This window comes from Muriventricola aceti, from assembly GCF_025567565.1.
Lineage (GTDB): Bacteria > Bacillota > Clostridia > Oscillospirales > Oscillospiraceae > Lawsonibacter > Lawsonibacter aceti.
The window spans coordinates 133,853-151,144 of record NZ_JAOQKF010000003.1 but is presented as its reverse complement, the minus strand read 5'-3'; the positions used below and the strand labels follow the sequence as shown (position 1 = coordinate 151,144).

Here is a 17,292-nt window from a genome sequence, read left to right as displayed (position 1 = left end):
CTAAAACAGAAAACGCCGGACCCGGCCATATTGCCAGATCCAGCGACACAAGGGCGCAATACGCCATGGTCTACGGTGGGATCCGGCTCTGTTGCCTCCCTGTGTTCCAAGTATGGCCAAGGGGGTCGGACGTCAAACACCGTAAAAATGCGCACGACAAAAAAGCCCCTTTTCACAGGTATGGGATACTATATCATCTTTCCCGCTATTCGTCAAGCTATTTTTTATTTTTTATAAGTTAAGGTAAGAAACGGGATGGGCGGCGGGCCCCTATTTGTAGGACCCGCCGCCGCAGTCTACTCAAATATTCGCTTCAGTCCGTCAGCTTATCCAGCAGGGCAGCCAGCTCTTCCAGCTTGGCGTCCGGGTCGCCGGAGGCGGCCGCCTCCCGGACGCAGCAGTCCATATGGGCCCTGAGCACCATCCGGTTGGCCTTTTTCAGGATGGACTGGGCGGCCATGATCTGGCTGGATACATCCAGGCAGTAGCGGTCCTCCTCCACCATCTTCAAAATGCCGTCAATCTGCCCGCGGGCGGTCTTTAGCAGCCGGTTCACCTGGGCGTGGTCTGCCTTCACTTGACAGACACCACCTCATAGCCTGCCTCGGTGACGGCGTCGGTGAGCACCTTGTCATCCACTTCCTTAGATAGGGACAAAACGGCGGACTTATCCTCCAGACTCATCTCTACCTTGTCCACTCCGTCAATGGCGGACAGGGCCTTCTCCACCCGTCCGGTGCAGTGGCCGCACATCATGCCCTCGATTATCATGGTCTTGTTCATCGTTTCTGTTCCTCCTTGCTCTGTTTCCTTTATCTCCAGGGGGCAGGCTCCCTCCCGGGCGCTCCGCTCCTCTGTGGGCGGGGATTTGAATTTGCTTTTGAAAAAGCGCAGGCGCAGGGCATTTGTCACTACGCAGACCGAGCTTAGGCTCATGGCGGCAGCGGCAAACATGGGATTGAGCTGCCAATGGAGGGTGGTATAAAATACACCGGCAGCCAGAGGAATACCCAGCGAGTTATAGAAAAATGCCCAGAACAGGTTTTCTTTGATGTTTCGGATGGTGGCCCGGGACAGCTCCACCGCGGAGGCCGCGTCCAGCAGGTCAGACTTCATCAGCACGATGTCCGCGCTTTCGATGGCCACGTCAGTCCCGGCTCCGATGGCCAGTCCCACGTCCGCCCTGGCCAGGGCGGGGGCGTCGTTGATGCCGTCGCCCACCATGGCCACTTTCCTGCCCTGATCCTGGAGCTCCTTCACCTTCCGCTCCTTGTCCTGGGGCAGAACCTCGGCCATCACCTGGGTCACCCCCAGTTCCTTGCCAATGGCGTCGGCAGTACGCCGGTTGTCGCCGGTAAGCATAACCACGTCCAGTCCCAGCGTCCGAAAAGCTGCCACGGCGGCCGCGCTGGAGGGTTTGGGGGTGTCCGCTACCGCGATAAGGCCCAGCACCCGCTCCCCGTCCGCAAAGTACAGAGGCGTCTTTCCCTGGGCGGCCAGAGTGTCCGCCTGGACCCCAAATTCGGCCAGGTCCACTCCAGCCTCCTCCATCATCGCCCGGTTTCCCCCCAGGAAGTATCGGTCTCTGATGGTTGCCCGCACCCCTCGGCCATGGACGGCCTCAAAGTTGCCTACCGAAGTGATGGGCAATTTCCTGCCCCTGCTCTCCTCTACGATGGCGGCAGCCAGGGGATGTTCCGACGGCCCCTCCAAACAGGCTGCCAAGGTCAGCAGGCCGTCCTCCTCCAGATCAGCCGCCGGCAGGATATCGGTCACCACCGGCTTCCCCTGAGTCAGGGTGCCGGTCTTGTCCAGTACCACCGTATCAATGGTGTGGAGGGTCTCCAGCGCCTCAGCGGATTTGATGAGGATGCCGTTTTCCGCTCCCTTTCCGGTCCCCACCATAATGGCCACGGGGGTGGCCAGCCCCAGGGCACAGGGGCAGGAAATGACCAGCACCGCCACGCCGGCAGTGAGAGCCTTTGTCACGTCCCCGCCGGTGACAACCAGCCAAACGACGGCGGTGACCGCGGCGATCAGCATTACCACCGGGACAAAGACGCCGGCTACCTTATCCGCCAGCTTGGCGATGGGAGCCTTGGAGGCAGAAGCCTCCTCCACCAGTCGGATCATCTGAGCCAGAGTGGTATCCTCCCCCACCCGGCTGGCCTCAAAGGTAAAGAAACCGGATTTGTTGATGGAAGCGGCGGCCACCTTATCCCCCACAGATTTGTCCACAGGGAGAGACTCCCCGGTGAGGGCAGACTCATCCACAGCGGATTGGCCCTCTACGATCACGCCGTCCACTGGGATGGACTGGCCCGGCCGGACCACCACTCGGTCCCCCACCTGGACCTCTTCCACGGGAATCTCCACCTCCACCCCGCCCCGAAGGACAGAGGCCGTCTTGGGCGCCAGGTCCATCAGGCGGGTGATAGCCTGGCTGGTCTTGCCCTTAGAGCGGGTCTCCAAAAATTTCCCCAGGGTAATCAGGGTCAGGATCATTCCAGCAGACTCGAAATACAGGTCCATGTGGTAGCGGGCCACCCGCTCCATATCCCCATGGCCCAGTCCATAGCCCATCTGGTAAATGGCGAACACGCCATAGATAACCGCGGCGATGGAGCCCACGGCGATCAGGGAGTCCATGTTGGGCGCCCGATGCCAGAGCGTTTTAAAGCCCACCTTGTAATACTTATCGTTGAGATACATGATAGGCAGAGTAAGGAGCAGCTGGGTCAGCCCGAAGGCTACGGCGTTCTCATGTCCCAGCAGGAAGGCAGGCAGGGGAGCGCCCATCATGTGGCCCATTGAGATATAGAATAGGGGAATGAGAAAGACGAAGGACCAGATCAGCCGACGCTTCATAGAGGCCAGCTCCCGCTCCATGGTGTCATCTTTTTGCGGGGCAGCCGCCTTTCCTTTTTCCTGGGGCAGGGAGGCGCCATAGCCAGAGGCGGTGACCGCCTGAATGATATCCTGTGCCGTGACGACACCTTCGTCGTACTCCGCTACCATGGAGTTGGTCATCAGACTGACCGCGGCACTTCTGACGCCCTCCATCTTGCTGACCGCCTTCTCCACATGGGCGGAGCAGGCGGAACAGGTCATGCCTGTGATATTGAATTTTTGCTTCATCGTATCACCTCGTTGCGCTGTCCCCCTCCGCCCATATGGGGTGCGCCGCGCTCCACACTGCGGAGGCGGCACAAATTCGGAGCGGAGGATTTTCGGGGGCGGCTCTGCTGCCTTAGAGATTACAGTGCGCGTGCCACCATTCAAATAGAACGGTCTGAATGGGAAACGGAGCAGGCGCTGCCTGTTTGATTGAATTCCTGCTTCCTGTCCTCGCTCCGCCATATCCTCCAGCTTTGCCGCTCAAAGATATCGCTTTCCAAGGTATCGCCGGCTTATTTATACCCCCCCTGGGTGGGGTGTATATATCATACCCTGACATCTCAGCTTTGTCAAGAGGATAGTATGGGCGTTTTTCCGGATCTTATCAAAAGAGCCGCACGGCTGTACACCGCGCGGCTCCTTAGTCTGTTACTCCGCTGGACGGTCTTCGGATAAATCCAGACCGCTAATCAATTCTCTTAAGGGCAGAATGAACTCTGGGGATATGGACAAGCTGTCCACCCCCATCCGGAGGAAGGTCTCCGTCAAATCAGGATCTGCCCCCAGATCTCCACAGATCGACACCCGGAGGCCGTGCCGGTGCCCCGCCTCCACGGTGTGGCGGATCATCCGCAAAACGGCCGGGTGCCTGGGATCGTAAGCGCCGCCGGCGCGGCATCGATCTGCCGCCAGAGTATACTGGGTCAGATCGTTGGTCCCCAGGGAAAAAAAGTCCGCCTCTAAGGCCAGCTCATCCGCCAGCACAACGGCGGCAGGCGTTTCCACCATGATCCCCACTCTCACTTCTCCCGGCTCCCGGCCCTGGCTCCGCAACTCACTTCGGCACTCCTCCAGGATCTCCCTCGCCCTTCGGACCTCCCACGGGGCTGTCACCATGGGCAGCATCAGGGAAACTGGTCCCAGAGCACCAGACCGGAGAATGGCCCGGAGCTGTGGGCGAAACAGGTCGGGACGGGCTAGGGACAGCCGGATACCCCGGCATCCCAAGGGGGAGCTGTCCCCCTCACGCCCCAGACAGGGGGCCTGTTTGTCTCCCCCCACATCCAAGGTCCGGATGACCACCGGCCGGCCAGCCATCGCCCGCACCACCTGGGAATAGGCGGCAAACTGTTCCTCCTCATCCGGACAGGTATCCCGGTCCAGGAAGAGGAACTCACTTCGGAACAGCCCCACGCCCTGGGCGCCCTTCTGCCGGGCCAGCTCCCCCTCGGCGCCGCTGCCAATATTGGCCAGCAACGGCATCTCCCGGCCATCCAAAGTAACTGTATCCCGGTCTCTCCACTGGTTTAACCGCAGCCGCTCCTCCCTGCCCTTACGGGCCATCTGCTCCCCCTCCTCCACTATCTGCTCTGTGGGGTCAAGGTACAGCCAGCCCCGGTCTCCATCCAGCATGGCTGTTCTTCCCTGCCAGTCCTCCTGGATTTCTACCCCCATCACAGCCGGGACGCCCATGGCCCGGGCCAGGATCGCGGTATGGCTGCTGGCCCCCACATCTCGGGTAACCAGCCCCAACAGCTTGTCCCGGTCCAGTCCGATCAACTGGCTGGGGGACAATTCCTCTGCCGCCAGAATGGACGGCTCCCCGCCCAGCAAGTCCTCCTCCCGGACTCCGGTAAGCAGGTCCGCCACCCGGCGCGTAATGTCCCTCATGTCGTCGGCCCTGGCCTGCATATACTCGTCCTCCATAGCGGAAAAGAGGGCGGTGAACCGCGCTCCCGCCCTCTGAACCGCTTGGCAAGCTCCCTCTCCCCGGCGAATGGAGGTGTGCACCGCCTCCTGGTAATCCGGGTCCTCCAGCAGCATCTGGTGGATGCGGAAAATGGCAGCCGCCTCCATCCCCGCCTGGTCCAAGGCCCGTCCATAGAGGTCCTCCAGCTGGTCCATGGCGCCGCGCCGGGCGGCCTCAAAGCGGTTCAGCTCCTCCTCCGGGGACAATGTCGGCCCGGCTGTATCAGTTCGGCCCATTCGGGGACAGATGCGGATGGGACCTAAGGCAATTCCGCCGATGCTCCATGTCCCCCTGATCGCCTCCATGAAACCAGCCTCCTTTACAGGTTCTCCCGGAAAAAACGCTCCAGGACCGCTATGGACCTCTCTTCATCTCCCCCTTGGACGGTCACGGTGATCTGATCCCCCTGGCGCACGCCCAATGTCATCAAGGCGATGATCCGGGTAGCCTCCACCGCTGTCCCTCCTTTGATTATGGCAACCGTGCTGTCCAGGCCTCTGGCTGTCTGGACCAATAGGCCGGCAGGCCGGGCATGGAGACCCAGCGGGTCCTTTACCGTGTACGGAAACTGCTTCACCTGGTCACCATCTCCTTTTCCCTCAAGACTCACAGTTCCTCCGCCCTGGGCATAGCCGGGATCGCTCCGCTTCTGGAGCAGGTGATGGCAGCCGCTCGGTTGGCATAGGTCAGAATGTCCCGCAGCTCCTCTGCCGTCAGCCCCGCCAGCGGCTCCCTTCCCCGGCTGCACAGCCGGGCCAGCACAGCCCCCAGGAAGGTATCTCCGGCTCCGTTGGTGTCAGCGACCTGGACCGAGGCACCGGGGACAGAAAAGCTCTCTCCCCGCCAGCGGCAGAAGGCCCCCCGCTCCCCAAGTGTGACCAAGATCAGGGAAATACCCCGCTCTTCCAACAGGCGGCTGCCCTCCTCTGGGTCCCGCGTGCCGGTGAGGAGGGGGAGCTCCTCCTCTGACAGCTTGATCACATCCACCAGGGGCAGAGGTATGGCCATCCACTGGGCGGCCTCCTCTGGATTCTTCCACAGGGGCGCCCGATAGTTGGGGTCATAGCTGACCAGGACGCCCGCTCGGTGGGCGTGGCGGGCAGCGAAAATGGTAGCGTTTCGCTCCAGTCCCGCCGTCAGGCTCACCGAGCCAAAATGGAGAAATTTGGTGCGGCCCAGAGCCTCCTCATCCACCTCCTCCGGGCTTAAAGTGCAGTCGGCCCCCCGGATGAACTGAAAGTCCCGCTCTCCCCGCGAGTCTACCGACACCACAGCCAGGGTGGTGGGCTGGCTGCCCGTCCGCAGGCCGGAGCAGTCCACGCCATTTTCCTCCAGCACCCGGCGCAGGTAGGCGCCAAAGCTGTCCCGGCCCACTTTTCCAAAAAAGGCGGTCTCCGCCCCCAGCCGCGCCGCCGCTACCGCCACATTGGCGGGGGCTCCTCCTGGATTGGCGGCAAAGGCTGGGATTCCCTGATCTGTTGTTCCCGTCTGGGTCAGGTCGATGAGGACCTCTCCAACGCTTATGATATCTCTCATAATGCCGCCGCCTTCTTTCTCTTCTTTTCCTTCCAGACCAGGCAAGCCCACCAGCACAGGGACACCAGATAGAGGTAGACCGCCAGGGGCAGCGCTGACGCTCCCACCCCAAGGGTGGTCAGCGGGACGCTGGCGGAGATGGCCCAGGGCACCAGACCGGCTAGATTAAGCACAGAATTTCCGAGATTGACCGCCAGTTCCATGGAATCCAGGCCCCGCCGGCGGTACTCCCCCTCCATCAGTTGGGCCCCCATCACAATGCCCACAGCCTGGTTACAGAACAGGCCGCAGCAGCCAAAGGACAGCAGGATGTGGACGGGGAACAGACCTACCCGGTCTACCAGATGCCCCACCCGGTCAGTCACCGGATCCAGCAGCCCGGTCCCGTTGAAGATACCAGAATAGGCGCAGGACAGGACCACAGTCAGCACGACGTTGATCATGGAACTCAGGCCTCCGCCGGCCATAATGTCCGCCAGACCCGGTTGAGCTGTCTGGTAGCCCACCAGACAGGCCAGCAGCAGTTCACCCAGATCCATCCCTTGGACGAACAGGGCGCAGATGGCGGCCAGGACACAGCTGACAGTGATGGACAGGAACGCGCTTATTTTGAGCCAGGGCAGAAGGAGCACGGCGGCGGCTGGAAGAAGTGTCACCCAGCTCAACTGAAAGCCGCTCTCTAAAGCCTCGATGATGTGGCTGTCTACCTGCCGGATGGGACACAGGATGGATAGGACACCGTAGACAGCCAGCGACAAAGCCATGGGCAGAGGGGTAGTGCGCCACATCTCGTGCTGAAAGGCCCTCTGCTCCGCCCCTGACACCGCCGCTGTCAGCGCCGCGGAGGAGGAAGCGGGGGACAGCCGCTCTCCCACATAGATCCCGGATATGATAGCCCCGGCGGTGACGGTTAGATCGGCCCCGCCGCTGCGGGCGATGGCCATCAGGATCACTCCCGCGGTGCCCACTACACCGAAGGAACTGCCAAAGGCCAAGCTGAACAGGGCTGGCAGCAAAAAGGCCACCAGGATGAAGGTCCTGGGTGTGATGAGTTGTGCGCCTCCCCAGACGAAGAAGGCCACCGTCCCCCCCGCCCGCCACAGGGCGGTGAGCAGCCCGATCAGGACCAGGATACGCAGCACCTTTACTGAGGTCTTCATTCCCGTCAGGGTCATTTGGACCAGGTCAGCCGCCCGGTGTCCCCGGTGCATCCCGACCAGGAAAAAGCACACCAGCCCCACCAGCAGGGCCAAAAACTGGGGCAGCCCCATGACCATACAGCAGGCCACACAAGCCAGGAACACCCCAAACGCCACAAAAAGATCCACTTTTTTCTCCCCTTTTATCCCTCTCCGCCCGAGATGGGACACTTTTTCATCCCGCAATACTACAATCGTGCCATGCCGTCGGTCCGCTCGGTCCCCTCCTCAGGGCTGTCAGTCCCGTTATGTCCCTCCTGTTTGCCGCCATTATAGCATTTTTTCGCTCCAGTGTCATCCGGTTTTTCAGCATGGCCCACCATTTCCTTTTCGTCCTGTCCCCCCTTTCTTTTCCAAAAAAGGTATGGTATAATAAATTCTCAGAGCATATGGGACAATACTATTTTTCGGGGCCGGGCCGCTGTCCGACCATTTTGTTGTGCGCCTCCCTCTCCCTGGAATCGTTCCTATGCCCTTGGCATACTGGAGCATATTATAATAGGGAAAGGCGGAATCTTTTTGGACAACCTCGTACTCATCGGTATGCCTGGTTCTGGCAAAAGCACTGTGGGGGTTCTGCTGGCCAAGGCCCTGGGGTTGAGCTTTGTCGATGTAGATCTGGTCATCCAGCGGCGGGAGGGCGCCCTTCTTCAAGAGATCCTGGATACTCAGGGGGCCGAGGCTTTTCTGGACGCGGAGGAGGAAGCTGTTCTCTCCCTTCAGTGTCAGAACGCGGTCATTGCCCCAGGGGGAAGCGCGGTATGCCGGGAAAAAGGCGCGCTGTATTTGAAGGAACTGGGACGGGTCATCTATCTCCGCGTCCCTCTGGAGGAGCTGGACCGCCGCATCCAGGATCTGGCCACTCGGGGCATTGCCATGGCTCCGGGACAGGGCCTGGCGGATTTAATGGCCTATCGAGGCCCCCTTTATGAAAAATATGCCGATCTCATCGTCGATTGCCTGCCTGGTCAGACTCTTGCCCAGACTACGGGTGCGGTTCTGGACTGTCTGTCCCAGGACCTCTCTGCCCCAGCCCACGGGGTCAATGTGGGCCAGACGGCAGCGATCCGGCTCCGTTCTGAATCAGAAAAGGAAGGATCCAATGACATTTCGTGATTTGGGGCTCAACGCCCCCATCCTGCGTGCCCTGGAGGAGCAGGGCTATGCCAAGCCCTCTCCCATCCAGGAGAAGGCCATTCCCCCTGCCTTGAAGGGCCGGGACGTACTGGGCTGTGCCCAGACTGGCACGGGCAAAACCTGCGCCTTTGCCGCCCCCATTCTCCAGCGGCTGGCCGCCTCTCCCGCCGCCGGCCGTCCGATCCGTGCTCTGATCCTCACCCCTACCCGCGAGCTGGCCATCCAGATTGGAGAGAGCTTTGCGGCCTACGGCAAGTATCTGAAGCTGCGCCACACCGTCATTTTCGGCGGCGTGGGTCAAGCCCCCCAGGCCGAGGCGCTGAAGCGGGGGGTGGATATCCTGGTAGCCACTCCGGGCCGGCTCATTGATCTCCACGACCAGGGGCTGATCTCCGCCAATCATCTGGAAATTTTTGTCCTGGACGAAGCCGACCGGATGCTGGATATGGGCTTTATCCACGACGTGAAAAAAATACTCAAGTGGCTGCCCCAAAAGAAGCAGACGCTCTTTTTCTCTGCTACCATGCCCCCGGAGATTACCGAGCTGGTAAACTCTCTGCTGAAGGATCCGGTCAAGGTCGCGGTAGATCCGGTATCCTCCCCGGTGGATGCCATCCACCAGACCGTATACTTCGTAGACCGGGGCAATAAGACCCAGCTTCTGGCGCTTCTGGTGGAACAGTTGAAGGCGAAGAACGCGCTGGTCTTTACCCGGACCAAGCATGGGGCCAACAAGGTTGCCCGGGACTTGGTCAAAGCGGGGATCCCCGCCGCCGCCATCCACGGCAATAAGAGCCAGACCGCCCGGCAGCAGGCTCTGTCTGACTTTAAGGCTGGCCGGATCCAATGCCTGGTGGCCACTGATATCGCCGCCCGTGGGCTGGACATCGAGGAGTTGTCCCATGTCTTTAACTACAATCTGCCCGAAGTCCCGGAAACCTATGTCCACCGCATCGGCCGCACCGGCCGAGCGGGCCGGGAGGGCGTGGCCGTGGCCCTGTGCGATTTCTCGGAAAAACCCCTGTTGAATGATATTGAGAAGCTTATGGGACGAAAGGTACCTGTGGTGGAGGACCACCCCTGGCCTATGGAGGTCTTTGAGGCCCCCAAGCGGGACAAAAACGGCAAGCCCATCAACGCTGAGGACGCCGAGGCCCGGGCCGCTGCCAAAGAGCTGCGCCGGATGCGGGACCAGAGCCAGAAGGAGACCCTCCAGCGCAAGGCGGCCCAGGCCCAGCAGAAGGGCCAGGAGGCAGGAGAGCAGGAGGAAAAGCGTTCCCGCTCCCGCCGCCGGAAGAAAAAGGCCGGTCAGTCTGAAGGGGTGCCCCCCGGCACCGCACCCGCCGCCCTCCAGGATTACGAGAGTCCCATCCGCCGCTCCGAACCACCCAAGCGAGGAGTACGTCCCGGCACGCTGATGGACACCGGCGACGCCATGCCACGCACCGATTTCCACCGGCCCAACCCTCTGGACAGCGATGTCATCATGGATGCCACCGCCCGGCTTCTGGCGCCCCGGCGCTCCCCCCTGGTTCCCTCTCGCGGCGGGAGTGACCGAAAGGAGAGCCGTGCCGGCAAGGGACATAGCAGCAGAGAGGGCCAGCCGGCCCCCCAGCCCGGTCAGGCGCACCGGCAGAAGGCCAAGTCCCGCGCCGGGCAGCAGTCCGAGTCCAAGGGGGCTGCGCCCAAAGGCCCGCTGGAAAAGAAGTCCGGCGGCAAGAAGCGGACCTCCCGCCCCGACAGGCGCCATTCCCAGCCACTGGAACCCCGCCGGAATGGTCAGCCTAAGGACTCCACCGAGCAGCATAGCCTGATGAAGCCCTATTACTTGGATATTGGCAGATGATCCCGGTGGACGGAGCAGAGGGGCCCTCTCCCGCTTCCATGTCCGCTCCCAGTCAATTTGTCTTACAAAATACTATTTAATATACAGAATATGGAGGAAAACAGTATGGATTATCAGGCCCTCTATCAGCAGAAGCTGACCACCGCCGACGAGGCGGTCAAGGTGGTCAAGTCCGGTGACTGGGTAGATTACACCTGGTGTACCAACCACCCCATTGCCTTGGACAAGGCCCTGGCCGCCCGGCAGAATGAGCTAACCGATGTCAAGGTCCGGGGCGGCGTCACCATGTGGATGCCCGAGATCGCCAAGGCCGAGGACGCCGGGGAGCACTTCGCCTGGCACTCCTGGCACTGCAGCGGAATCGACCGGAAGATCATCGCCAAGGGAATGGGTTATTTCAGCCCCATGCGCTACTCCGAGTTGCCCCGGTTCTACCGGGAACACCTGGATCCCGTAGATGTGGTAATGCTCCAGGTCACCCCCATGGATAAGCATGGCAACTTTAATTTTGGTCTGGCCTGCTCCCACCTGGCGGATATGCTGGCCCGGGCGAAGCGCGTCATCGTAGAGGTCAATCAAAATCTTCCCTGGGTCTATGGCCTGACTGGTACAGAAATCAACATTCAGGACGTGACATATGTGGTGGAAGGAGATAATCCCCCCATCGCCCAGCTTGGCGCCGGCGGCCCTGCTACTGAGGTGGACAAAGCGGTGGCCAACCTGGTGGTGCCCCAGATCCCCAACGGTGCCTGCCTGCAGCTTGGCATCGGTGGTATGCCCAACGCTATCGGCGCCATGATCGCTCAGTCCGATCTAAAGGATCTGTCTGTCCATACCGAGATGTATGTGGACGCCTTCGTGGACATGGCCGCCGCCGGCAAGATCACCGGACGGCACAAGGCGCTGGATAAAGGCCGCCAGGTCTTTGCCTTTGCGGCCGGCACCCAGAAGCTGTATGACTACGTGGACCGCAATCCCGACGTGATGGCTGCCCCTGTGGACTATACCAACGACGTCCATGTCATGGCCCAGATCGACAATTTCATCTCCATCAACAACGCCATTGACATGGACCTGTTCGGCCAGGTCAACGCCGAGTCTGCCGGCATCAAGCACATCTCCGGCACTGGCGGACAGTTGGACTTCGCCATGGGCGCTTACCTGTCCAAGGGGGGCAAGAGCTTCATCTGTATGTCCTCCACCGTCACCGGCAAGGATGGCACGGTCAAGAGCCGCATCGTCCCCACTCTGACTCCCGGCTCCATCTGCACCGATCCCCGGTCCTGCACCCACTACATCGTGACTGAGTACGGAATGGTATGTATGAAGGGCCTGTCCACTTGGCAGCGCGCTGAGGCAGCCATCTCCATCGCCCACCCTGATTTCCGTGAACAGCTCATCAAGGACGCGGAGAAAATGGGCATCTGGCGGCGCAGCAACAAGTAAAAAGCTTGCTAATAAAAAATCCCTGTGTCCAAAAGGCACAGGGATTTTTCAAATCAGCTCCCACTGAAAGTCCTCCCACTTCAACCGGCTGCCCACCGTGGTCCCCTCCGGCAGCAGGAACATGGTAATAGAGTGCTCCCGCCCCCCATCAGACAGCAGGTCGGCGTAATCTCCGTTGACTCTCTGAACTGTGTAAAAAATCGGGTCCAATTTCAGCTCTCTCCTTTCTCACATCCCGTCTGCTCCTTACAGGACCGGCGGATCTGGAAATAAAATACGAGATAACTGATTACATCCAGCACAAAGATCAGTTGAAAAATCACATTTCGGGCAAACTTTTTCCCCGTCAGGTTGCCCAGCCGGTACTGCACATACAGCCCGCTGATGGAGTAGGCCGAGGTGGCCAGCACCACGGAATAGGCAAAGGCTACGCCAAGAAATCCGAAGGGCAGCAAGATCTGCAGACCTGGAATCACGAGAAAGGCGGCTAACATCATTGACCAGATCTGCAGGTGCGTGATAAAAAAGGGGATGGTCAGCAGCTTCATGGCCAAGGCCAAGTGATTCAGCCTTCTCCGGGCGGAAAGGTCTGCCTGGACTCGCCTCACCCGCTTGATCAGAAAGATGATGGCTACCACGGCAAGAATCAGGTTGGCGATCACCGCCGGCGGCAGCAGTCCCCATGGGATATCCAGGTCTCCACTCCCGTCCGACAGCAGAATGGGTCCCAGTAAAACGGCCTGGGTCCCATAGAGGCTGACTAAATAAAGAGCGCTTATGATGATCATGTCTACTCACTCCTCAACGCCCTGTAAAAAGTCCGTTTTATGGGACTGCTCTTTTCCTATACTTAGGTTGTCGATCAGACAAGAAAGGAGCAGAACATTATGGATTACAGCATCGTTTGGGTACGGGGACATGTGGAGGTCTACGACTGGGCAGGGCGGTTCTGCTTCTCTGCCGATAACGAGCGGGAGGCCAGAGAGGAGCTGGCTCTCACCGCGTAAATTCAACTTGGGGGTGCGCTACAGGGGCGCCCCCTTTTCTTATTGGCTGCCCCGGTGTTCTCCGTTCAGGAGTCGATAAAGCTGCGGATACGCAGCTTCACTCCCAACCGGTCAGCGATGTCCCGACAGTTCTGGATCTCCTCTTGCGTCTTGTCCTTGTCCACAATAGTCAGCACCACATGGGGCACATAGCGCTTGGCCTCTCCGGCAAAATCCAGCATGGCCTGATAGGCCGCCTCCCCCTGAACGGGGTGGCACAGGGCGGTGTAGTCCGCCGCGTTGTCCGAGTTGAGAGAAATAGACAGGGTATCGATGCGTCCCTTTAGCTCTGGGCACACATCCCGGCCCAGAATCAGATTGGCGTGTCCATTGGTGTTGATACGCACTGGGGGCAGCTTATCCCCGAAACGCCCCTTCAGCTCGTCCACCAGCCACAAGATATCATCCAGGCGGTAGGTGGGCTCGCCATAGCCACAGAATACGATCTCCCGGTAGGAGCACACATCCCGGCTCAAAAAGCTGTCCAGAGCCTCCTGGCGGGTAGGCTCCCGCTCCAGCCACAGGGAGTCCTCGGTATAGATGGACCCCTGCGCCCTGCCGTGGCGCAGGCAGAATTCGCAGTTGCAGTTGCATTTGTTGGTCAGGTTCACATACAGCGCGTCCTCATATTCATAGGTAATGGTCATGGTAGATCCGTCCTCTCCTTTTTCTTCTTGGGCAGCATAGGTGGAAAGACACCTGTGCGCACCCCCACAAACCGAATGATGATCCAGGCAGCCGCGAAGGCCGCGGCCCAGGCCAACAGGCCGTGGTATTCCACATAATCCTCCTGGCTAGCCGTGGCGTGGCCCCCCTCCATGTCAATATAGCAGGTATCCACGGTAACTCCATGGTACTTGTTCAGCTCCTCCAGCTGGTCGTCCGTCAGGGACTCCCGCGCCAGAGTGCCGATGGGCAGGCGGGCATAGCTGGCTGTCATAGGGGCCTCCCCCTCCTCCCGGTATACCACGCTGTCCGAGTTGACTTTGGCGGCGATCCGTGTGCCGTCTTCCAACTGGAAAATATGCCAGAATAGTCCGTCGATATAGCCGCCGGGGCTGTTGCTATTCAGAGTAATGGAGTCCATCTCCATCGTAAAATACTCGTTGTTCTCCATATCAGCCAAGGTCTCAGCCAGAGGGATATCTTCACTGGCCACCGCACCGACTGAGCCTTCTTCCGCGGCGTTCTTCTCCAAATACGCCTGGTACCCCTCCTCCAGTGTCTGTTCGTACAGGTATTGCGCTCCAAAGGCGATCCCAGCTGACAGCAGCACAGTCAGCAACAAGTCCCAGCGCCAGTACCAGATACTACGGCGCCTCATTAGGCTCTCCCCCTTTGATGCCAAAAAACCGTTTCCCGTTCTCCAGGGTGATACGGGCCACCTCATCCGAAGTCAGCCCCTTCACCCGGGCGATGGCTTCCGCCACCAGATGAACATGGCTGGAGTCGTTCCGCTTACCCCGGAAGGGTTCCGGCGTCAGGTAGGGGGAGTCAGTCTCAATCATAATCCGGTCCATGGGCAGCCAGTCGATGACCTCCAGGGCCTTCCTGGCGTTTTTGTAGGTAATGACGCCGGTGAAGGACAGCATCCATCCCAGCTTGACCAGCACCTTGGCGTCCTCCAGACTGCCGGAATAACAGTGGTACACCCCGGTAACCTGGGGATACTCCCGGACAATGGTCAGGCAGTCCTGATGGGCTTCCCGGTCATGGACGATAACGGGCAGATGGAGGGACTGGGCCAGCTCCAGCTGGCGGCGAAAGACATTCTGCTGTAAGGCCCGAGGCGGGTTATCCTTCCAGTAGTAGTCCAGTCCGATCTCTCCAATGGCCCGGACCTTCGGGTGGGCGGCCAACGCCCGCAGCTCCAGTAGAGCCCCGTCTTCCCAGTCTCCACAGTCGGAGGGGTGGACCCCTACTGCCGCGTAGACATAGGGAAAGCGGTCTGCCAGCTCCAGGGCCGTCTTTGAGCTCTCCAGATCACAGCCGGGATTTAAAATCAGCTCCACCCCGCATCCCGGCATAGAGGCCAGCACTTCCAGCCGGTCGGCGTTGAAGGCCCCGGAGTCATAGTGGGCGTGGGTGTCGAATACCGCCATAGGCTACCCCTCTCTTCTTCATCAAGCGTGTCTTTTATCATACTCCCATCCCCTTAAAAATGCAAGTGGATGGCCCCCCTGTCTCTCCTTCATTCACGTCGGTATGGGGGGACTCCTCCCTTCTTCCTCCTGCCCCCCAAAAAAGGCAGGTCAGCGGTATTCCCCTTGCCCTTTGGCGCAAAGCCTGATATGCTGTCGTTGAAAGGAGGGGTCCCTCTTGAAGATCTCAGTAGAACACGCCCCTTTAGAGGAAAACGAGGTCATCCTGCGCTGTTCCAACTTGGACCAGGAGATGCTCTGGGTGCTGTCCATTCTCCGCTCCGGCCTGCAAAAATTGTGTGCGTGGGATGAGCGACGCGAGGTCACCCTCCTCTCTCCCAGTGAGGTGGTGTACTGTGAGAGTGTGGATGACCACACCTTCCTCTATACCTCCGCGGCAGTCTATCAGACTGCTCTTAGCTTGGCGGAGCTAGAGGGGCGGTATGGAAGCCTTGGCCTTTTCCGCGCAGGCAAGTCATCCATCGTCAATCTTCACCGTGTCCGCGCCCTGAAAAGTCAGCCTGGCGGGAGGATCGAGGTCACTTTGGAAACAGAGGAGAGGCTGGTGGTCTCCCGCCACTATGCGCCCCTGCTGCGGGAGCGGCTGGGACTGTGAGAGAAAGGAGTGTTATCTATGTTCAGAGAAGAATTTATCCACTATTACAGCTGGGGCGTCACCATGAAGTACCACATGGGCGTCTATACCGCGGCCCTTGTTTTCACTGACTGTATTGCCCAATGGCTTATGGGGCGGCAATCCATCCCCATCCTGGTTCTGGGGGAGATGCTGCTGGTATCTATGGGGGTGGCTGTCCTTGAGTCCTGGATCTTTCCCCGGAGAGAGGTATGGGAGGGCGAGGCCCTGATACGCCGCACCGCCCTGTGGGCACTGGTATCCAATCTGGGATTCGTAGGAGGGGCAGCCCTATGCGGCTGGTTTGATGGCGTTCCCCTGTGGGGCGCCGCGCTGTTGGCTCTTTTTCTGGAGTTCGGTCTGGCTTCCATGTGGTTCGCTGACCATGTTGCTCTCCGGCGGGATACCCAACGGCTCAATGAGAGGCTGCGCCAGTATCAGAATGAATAGACGGTAAAACTACGGCAGGACATCTGACGGGATGTCCTGCCGTTTTGTCGGACATTTCCGAGCCATACGCAGCAAAGCCCATTTTGATTCCAAATCAAATTGCAGCCCAGTGCAGCAATACATATGTATTTTACCTTTTGAATCATCACCACCGGTCCAGCCGGTGAGTTCCAATTATAAAAAAGTCGGAGCAAGCGGTTGCGATTTGGAGAGGATGAGCAAGTGGGCGGGGGGATAACGCTATTTGCACACGCATAAAAAAGTGTCGGAGCAAAGAGAAACTTTGCTCCGACGTGGTGACCCAGCGGGGACTCGAACCCCGGACCCACGGCTTAAAAGGCAGTTGCTCTACCGACTGAGCTACTGGGTCATATATATTCTTTTTTGAAATATTGGCTCCGGCACAAGTCCATAAGGAGTCGCCAGAGGCTGATGTTTCCATCAGATTTTGGCAGGGATGGCTGGACTCGAACCAGCGAATGAGGGAGTCAAAGTCCCTTGCCTTACCACTTGGCTACACCCCTGTATCTGCCGCGAAGAAAAGGCAAGGGCCGGAGCCGAAGCTCCCGGCCCTTACGCCTTATTGGTCTGGGGTGGGTAAAGGGACTCGAACCCTCGACACCCGGAACCACAATCCGGTGCTCTAACCAACTGAGCTACACCCACCATATCGCTGACTGTTCACAGATTGGCTCCCAAAACCGGGGGCCTTCGCCCTGTCAGAGGACCATCCAACTTGAGAGGATAAGGGGAATACAGGGGAGGACTACGCCACAATGTCCAGAACAAAACTGCTCCGACTGGCACGCCTGAAGGGACTCGAACCCCTGACCCACTGCTTAGAAGGCAGTTGCTCTATCCACCTGAGCTACAGGCGCGTATGGAGCGGGTGATGGGAATCGAACCCACGCGACCAGCTTGGAAGGCTGGGATTCTACCATTGAACTACACCCGCATAGAAGGCGCGGTCCTTCCACGTCAGCCTTGAAA

17 protein-coding genes and 5 tRNA genes are annotated in these 17,292 nt (G+C 59.6%); 5 read left to right on the top strand and 17 right to left on the bottom strand.

Annotated features, from left to right (window positions below; genetic code table 11):
- Positions 1 to 313 precede the first annotated feature (313 nt).
- The 7 genes from OCV64_RS04780 to OCV64_RS04750 form a co-directional block, all read right to left on the bottom strand.
- Positions 314 to 577: a metal-sensing transcriptional repressor gene (locus OCV64_RS04780; RefSeq protein ID WP_147571064.1), complete on the bottom strand. Its 264-nt coding sequence runs from the start codon at positions 575 to 577 to the stop codon at positions 314 to 316.
- Positions 574 to 3,138 carry a heavy metal translocating P-type ATPase gene (locus OCV64_RS04775; protein WP_262669451.1) on the bottom strand — a complete coding sequence of 855 codons (2,565 nt, stop codon included), beginning with the start codon at positions 3,136 to 3,138 and terminating at the stop codon, positions 574 to 576. The genes OCV64_RS04780 and OCV64_RS04775 overlap by 4 nt, the downstream gene beginning before the upstream one ends.
- Before the next feature lie 408 nt (positions 3,139 to 3,546).
- Positions 3,547 to 5,172 carry a phosphoenolpyruvate--protein phosphotransferase gene (ptsP, locus tag OCV64_RS04770; protein ID WP_262669450.1) on the bottom strand — a complete coding sequence of 542 codons (1,626 nt, stop codon included), beginning with the start codon at positions 5,170 to 5,172 and terminating at the stop codon, positions 3,547 to 3,549.
- A gap of 14 nt (positions 5,173 to 5,186) precedes the next feature.
- Complete coding sequence (locus OCV64_RS04765; protein WP_147571067.1) at positions 5,187 to 5,444, bottom strand: HPr family phosphocarrier protein; 258 nt, start codon at positions 5,442 to 5,444, stop codon at positions 5,187 to 5,189.
- Between the two features lie 29 nt (positions 5,445 to 5,473).
- Positions 5,474 to 6,403 (bottom strand): carbohydrate kinase family protein, encoded by a 930-nt coding sequence (locus OCV64_RS04760; protein WP_262669449.1) that lies wholly within the window; start codon positions 6,401 to 6,403, stop codon positions 5,474 to 5,476.
- Positions 6,400 to 7,731, bottom strand: coding sequence for a Na+/H+ antiporter NhaC family protein (locus OCV64_RS04755; protein WP_262669448.1), 1,332 nt, complete (start codon positions 7,729 to 7,731; stop codon positions 6,400 to 6,402). Before OCV64_RS04755 ends, OCV64_RS04760 begins: the two co-directional genes overlap by 4 nt.
- Positions 7,732 to 7,790: 59 nt before the next feature.
- Positions 7,791 to 7,925, bottom strand: a complete 135-nt coding sequence (locus OCV64_RS04750; protein ID WP_262669447.1) for a hypothetical protein — start codon at positions 7,923 to 7,925, stop codon at positions 7,791 to 7,793.
- A 196-nt stretch (positions 7,926 to 8,121) separates the two neighbouring features.
- Here OCV64_RS04750 and OCV64_RS04745 point away from each other — a divergent pair, with 196 nt between their 5' ends.
- The 3 genes from OCV64_RS04745 (at position 8,122) to OCV64_RS04735 (ending at position 12,031) form a co-directional block, all read left to right on the top strand.
- Entirely contained in the window at positions 8,122 to 8,718 is a 597-nt protein-coding gene (locus OCV64_RS04745; protein ID WP_147571070.1) for a shikimate kinase, read from the top strand.
- Positions 8,705 to 10,585 (top strand): DEAD/DEAH box helicase, encoded by a 1,881-nt coding sequence (locus tag OCV64_RS04740; protein ID WP_262669446.1) that lies wholly within the window; start codon positions 8,705 to 8,707, stop codon positions 10,583 to 10,585. The genes OCV64_RS04745 and OCV64_RS04740 overlap by 14 nt, the downstream gene beginning before the upstream one ends.
- Positions 10,586 to 10,690: 105 nt before the next feature.
- On the top strand, positions 10,691 to 12,031 hold the full coding sequence (locus OCV64_RS04735) for a butyryl-CoA:acetate CoA-transferase (RefSeq protein WP_262669445.1): 1,341 nt from the start codon (positions 10,691 to 10,693) through the stop codon (positions 12,029 to 12,031).
- A gap of 48 nt (positions 12,032 to 12,079) precedes the next feature.
- Here OCV64_RS04735 and OCV64_RS04730 read toward each other — a convergent pair whose 3' ends face one another.
- The 5 genes from OCV64_RS04730 to OCV64_RS04710 form a co-directional block, all read right to left on the bottom strand.
- Positions 12,080 to 12,241, bottom strand: coding sequence for a hypothetical protein (locus OCV64_RS04730; RefSeq protein ID WP_186852250.1), 162 nt, complete (start codon positions 12,239 to 12,241; stop codon positions 12,080 to 12,082).
- Between the two features lie 2 nt (positions 12,242 to 12,243).
- Complete coding sequence (locus tag OCV64_RS04725; protein ID WP_147571073.1) at positions 12,244 to 12,819, bottom strand: hypothetical protein; 576 nt, start codon at positions 12,817 to 12,819, stop codon at positions 12,244 to 12,246.
- A gap of 284 nt (positions 12,820 to 13,103) precedes the next feature.
- Positions 13,104 to 13,724 (bottom strand): TatD family nuclease-associated radical SAM protein, encoded by a 621-nt coding sequence (locus OCV64_RS04720; protein ID WP_147571074.1) that lies wholly within the window; start codon positions 13,722 to 13,724, stop codon positions 13,104 to 13,106.
- A complete protein-coding gene (locus OCV64_RS04715; protein ID WP_240286743.1) occupies positions 13,721 to 14,401 on the bottom strand; it encodes a hypothetical protein in 681 nt (226 codons plus the stop codon). The genes OCV64_RS04720 and OCV64_RS04715 overlap by 4 nt, the downstream gene beginning before the upstream one ends.
- On the bottom strand, positions 14,388 to 15,179 hold the full coding sequence (locus OCV64_RS04710; RefSeq protein ID WP_262669444.1) for a TatD family hydrolase: 792 nt from the start codon (positions 15,177 to 15,179) through the stop codon (positions 14,388 to 14,390). The genes OCV64_RS04715 and OCV64_RS04710 overlap by 14 nt, the downstream gene beginning before the upstream one ends.
- Positions 15,180 to 15,396: 217 nt before the next feature.
- Between OCV64_RS04710 and OCV64_RS04705 the strand changes: the two genes are divergently transcribed.
- Complete coding sequence (locus OCV64_RS04705) at positions 15,397 to 15,834, top strand: LytTR family DNA-binding domain-containing protein (protein ID WP_240286739.1); 438 nt, start codon at positions 15,397 to 15,399, stop codon at positions 15,832 to 15,834.
- Positions 15,835 to 15,852: 18 nt separating this feature from the next.
- Positions 15,853 to 16,302: a hypothetical protein gene (locus OCV64_RS04700; RefSeq protein WP_262669443.1), complete on the top strand. Its 450-nt coding sequence runs from the start codon at positions 15,853 to 15,855 to the stop codon at positions 16,300 to 16,302.
- A gap of 294 nt (positions 16,303 to 16,596) precedes the next feature.
- Here OCV64_RS04700 and OCV64_RS04695 read toward each other — a convergent pair.
- The 5 genes from OCV64_RS04695 to OCV64_RS04675 all read right to left on the bottom strand — a co-directional run bounded on the left by OCV64_RS04695 (position 16,597) and on the right by OCV64_RS04675 (position 17,257).
- A tRNA-Lys gene (locus OCV64_RS04695) sits at positions 16,597 to 16,672 on the bottom strand.
- Positions 16,673 to 16,751: 79 nt separating this feature from the next.
- Positions 16,752 to 16,826: transfer RNA gene (locus OCV64_RS04690), tRNA-Gln, on the bottom strand.
- Between the two features lie 65 nt (positions 16,827 to 16,891).
- A tRNA-His gene (locus OCV64_RS04685) sits at positions 16,892 to 16,968 on the bottom strand.
- Between the two features lie 135 nt (positions 16,969 to 17,103).
- A tRNA-Arg gene (locus OCV64_RS04680) sits at positions 17,104 to 17,180 on the bottom strand.
- Between the two features lie 3 nt (positions 17,181 to 17,183).
- A tRNA-Gly gene (locus tag OCV64_RS04675) sits at positions 17,184 to 17,257 on the bottom strand.
- Between the last annotated feature and the right edge of the window lie 35 nt (positions 17,258 to 17,292).